2 protein-coding genes and 1 pseudogene are annotated in these 3755 nt (G+C 38.7%); all 3 read left to right on the top strand.

From position 1 onward, the window contains the following. The first annotated feature begins 188 nt into the window (after nucleotides 1-188). Nucleotides 189-938: an exosortase, PEP-CTERM interaction domain protein gene (locus F6K20_RS28525; RefSeq protein ID WP_287266253.1), complete on the top strand. Its 750-nt coding sequence runs from the start codon at nucleotides 189-191 to the stop codon at nucleotides 936-938. A 582-nt stretch (nucleotides 939-1520) separates the two neighbouring features. Further along, nucleotides 1521-3056 (top strand): glycosyltransferase family 39 protein, encoded by a 1536-nt coding sequence (locus F6K20_RS28530; protein WP_287255902.1) that lies wholly within the window; start codon nucleotides 1521-1523, stop codon nucleotides 3054-3056. 544 nt (nucleotides 3057-3600) lie between these two features. Further along, nucleotides 3601-3755 (top strand): annotated as a pseudogene (locus tag F6K20_RS28535) (IS630 family transposase); the annotation flags it as partial.

Below are 3755 nucleotides of genomic sequence, written 5' to 3' on the forward strand. Positions count from 1 at the left end.
AAATAGGTAAGCCTTCGGTTAATCGTAAGCATTCAGCCGTCAGCCGTCAGCCGTTGGCTACGGTACTGTTCGCGCAGCGTGCGTGTAGCCCATAGGCTAATAGCTGAATGCTGAATGCTGATTGCTGTTCGCGTAGCGTGCGCGTAGGGCATATGCTTACTTGAAAACTTTACTGAGGAAAAATAATCATGACTAGTAAATTAGCGATCGCATTGATCGCAATGAGTGTGTTCGATCTTTCGGCAAAAGGGGTTAGTGCTGCGTCGATTACCCCGATCAACCTTGACGACCTGACCCTGGGAGCAACCATCACAGGACCAGTGGGTCCGACAGTAGATGCATCCCTGATCAATGGTGACGGCAACAGCCTGGGGGACTTGACCAGTAGCGTTTCTTGTCCTGTTGGTTTTCTGAGTTGTGTGCCGCCCCTAAATCCACCGGGAACCATCTACACTTATATACACAAAGTTACCCCTGGTGTAGACTTTCCTAACGATCCCCCCTTCCCTCAACCGGATGGTTTACTTGGGTTTGATGATGTCAATCAGTTCGGGTTGCAGTTCAAAGCTGAAGGCTTTACAGGCGTTGCGGGCTATAGCTTTGGGGAAGCTAAGCAGGCACTCGGACCGAGTGGGGAGTTTTCAATCAAGTTTGATCAAGATGGCACTCTCGTCTGGAGCGTTGTGGGTGGAGCAGATTGGAGTACTAATGCTGACACTCCAGAAACGATCTCTTTCTTTTGGCAAACCACACAACCCCCCATCGGTCCATTTGGGACGTTCACGGCTAAGAACGATACGCAATCCGGGACAGGTAATGGTCCACTGCCTCTAGCAGTGCCAGTGCCTGAACCGATGTCGTCTCAGGGTCTACTGGCTCTGGGCTTTCTGGGCTTAGGATTAGTGCTGAAGAGAAGTATCGGTTCTAGTCTGTTTTAAGGCAATTAGTAGGGAATAGGGAGTCTTGATGCAGTAGGTATATCAAGACTGCATCAAGACATTAGACTTCTTGCAGAAGTCGGGAACAGGGAACAGGGAACAGGGAACAGTGGACAAGAATTGACGCAAAGCGATGCAGAGGTGCTTTTGAATAAAATAAGCTGACGGCTGACAGCACCTCAAGTAGCGTGAGCTAAAAGCTCACGGCTGAATGCTTACCTTTCGTTGCAGGGTAAACGCATCTAAATTTGTATCAAAAATTACAGTCAATAATTCAACAATAGTATAATAAATATCTAATCAACCTGTTGATTCTCAATAAGCCCAAAACATTGCTCAATTATTGGCCGTTTTACCCTTGGTCGATTTGAGAGTACTCTAGATTATGGTTGCGTACGCAATCCTCCTTTTATTTTTGTTCAAATTCAACGAATTTGAACAAAAAAAACTCCTTTAGTATGGAATTTATTCGAATTAAAAAAACTGATTTAATCACTTATTTAGGTTATATTTACTACCCAATTTATGCGTTTACCATGACTTACGTTGCTATAATATGATTCTTAATGAGGTCAGTTTATTATGCAGTTTATCATAAAAAAAATACTAGGATTATATGAAAAATTTAGTCCAATAAAAAGATGGCTTCCTATACTATTTATTCTGTTAACAGCTCTTATATTGTATCACCACCAAATAGATAGGCAAAGTCTTTGGATTGATGAGCTTTACAGCGTCAGAGATGTTAAGACAGGAAAAGGTTTTCCACCTCAAAATTTAATTCGCCCAATTTATTATCTACTTCTCAGTGTCTGGATGAAATTTGGGAATAGCGATGCTTGGTTGCGGAGTTTAGCATCATTTTTTGGCATAGGTAGTATTTTTCTAACCTACTTAATTAGCTGTCGTTTAAGCTCTAAACTAGAGGGATATATCGCTGCAATTTTACTGACTCTTTCTCCATTATTTGTCTATCATTCTCAACAGGTAAGAATGTACTCGTTAACTACATTCTCTGGTCTATTGGGTACTTTATTTATGATTCAGGTGTTGGAGCGTCCATCTAATTTTGCAATGGCTTGGTGGGCAGTATTTCGATTAATATCAATTTTAACGTTACCCTTAAATGTAACTCTAATTTTTGCAGATTTATTCCTAGTTATAATTAAGTTTCGTGGGCAATATAATGTGGTAATTAAGTTTGCCAAATGGCTCCTAATCATGTGTGTTGTTTGGTCTCCACTTTTGCTGTTAAAACTAATCCCAGCGACTAGGAATTTTTCAACTGACCCAGTACAACAAAGTCGTCCATCTCCTAATATTGTTAATTGCATCAGATTCTTGAGAGAATTTGTAGTTTTGCCACCCTTTTTAGCAGATAATGTAAACCCAGATAATAGTTTAATATGGGTCTATAGAATAATCACTTTATCCTTGATAATCTTGGTAGGTATAGCTTTAGTTACTGCACTTAGGAAAGAAAATTCCAGTAAAACGCTTTGGGTAGCAGCCTGGGGATTTCTACCTGTAATGCAAATTTTCTTAGCTTCTAATCTTTTCTTCTCAATTTGGTTAGATCGATACTTACTATTTACAGTTCCCTACTTTTTGATCCTCCTGGCATCAGCTTTAGTCAAGGTTTGGCATCGAAATACTATCATTGCCTTAATCATAATTTTCTTGTACGGTTTGGCAGTATTTAATGGTTTATCTAACTACTACAGAGCTGATTTACATCGAGATTTTCGAGGCATGGTTCACATGATTAAAACACATGAAAAAGACGATGACATTGTGGTTTGGGCTATAGAAAGTTGGATAAATACCTTACCATTATTCCACTACGATCATGGTTCTGCTGAAATTGTAGTAGCACCTAGACCACCCTCTTCAAGAACTAAACTTAAAGAAGGTAGTATGGAAGATTGGTTTGAGGAGTTACCCGCAACAAAATCGAGACTATGGCTACTGTGTAAACTGAATTCCAAGAATGAAGAAGTGTTCAATAATATAGTAACACAAATGTATCAAATTCAAGCTCATCAAAGATTTAAAGATCAAAATGGTAAGCTTAACTATCATGTATTTTTAGTATTGCCAACTCACCACCAGGGTTGAATACAGCAACAAGTTGCACTGACATCAGAAATGTGATTAGGAATAAGCAAGTCAGACTGATAATCCATGTTATTAGTGTTACCTCCATATCAGGCTATCCCTTTCTGTACTAATTTGGTTTATCCCTCTTCACATTAATTCAACTCATATAGCGTTTGTATTTGAGTTGTGAACATAGCTTGTAGGGTGGGCAAAAATATTTTGGTTCAAATGAGTCTTCTAGATAAGATAACTTTGCCCACCCTACTTTAATTGGTATTTTTTTTACATGCAAGTCCCTTATCCCTCTTCACTTTCTGTACTAATTTGGTTTATCCCTCTTCACATTAATTCAACTCATATAGCGTTTGTATTTGAGTTTTGAACATAGGATTGATGGTAAAAGTGATCCAGCGCGGTCTTGGGGAGGCGCGCACCGTCCAGTTTTTATATAGGCTTACATGCTCAAAGTTGGGTCAAATTTTGCCATAAACTTATTAATTTAAGCTGTTCGGCATTTAAATTGGTATAATAAAAATTAATAAATAACCCAATAATAGGAAATATGCCAGCAAAAAATTATCTGACACAAGAGCAAAAAACAATACTTCAAAAAGCCTTAAAAATAGAAGAAAATGGAAATATTAGAGAACGTATTTTAATTTTGCTGTTGTTGAATAGTGGAAAAACACAGTTAGAAATTGCTGAAGTTTTGGGTTG

It is taken from the genome of Moorena sp. SIO2C4, from assembly GCF_010672485.1.
In the GTDB taxonomy this organism is placed as follows: Bacteria; Cyanobacteriota; Cyanobacteriia; order Cyanobacteriales; family Coleofasciculaceae; genus Moorena; species Moorena producens.

Coding starts and splice junctions, on each gene's coding strand:
- F6K20_RS28530 (WP_287255902.1), top strand. CDS start 1,521: ATGCAGTTTATCATAAAAAAAATACTAGGATTATATGAAAAATTTAGT.
- F6K20_RS28525 (WP_287266253.1), top strand. CDS start 189: ATGACTAGTAAATTAGCGATCGCATTGATCGCAATGAGTGTGTTCGAT.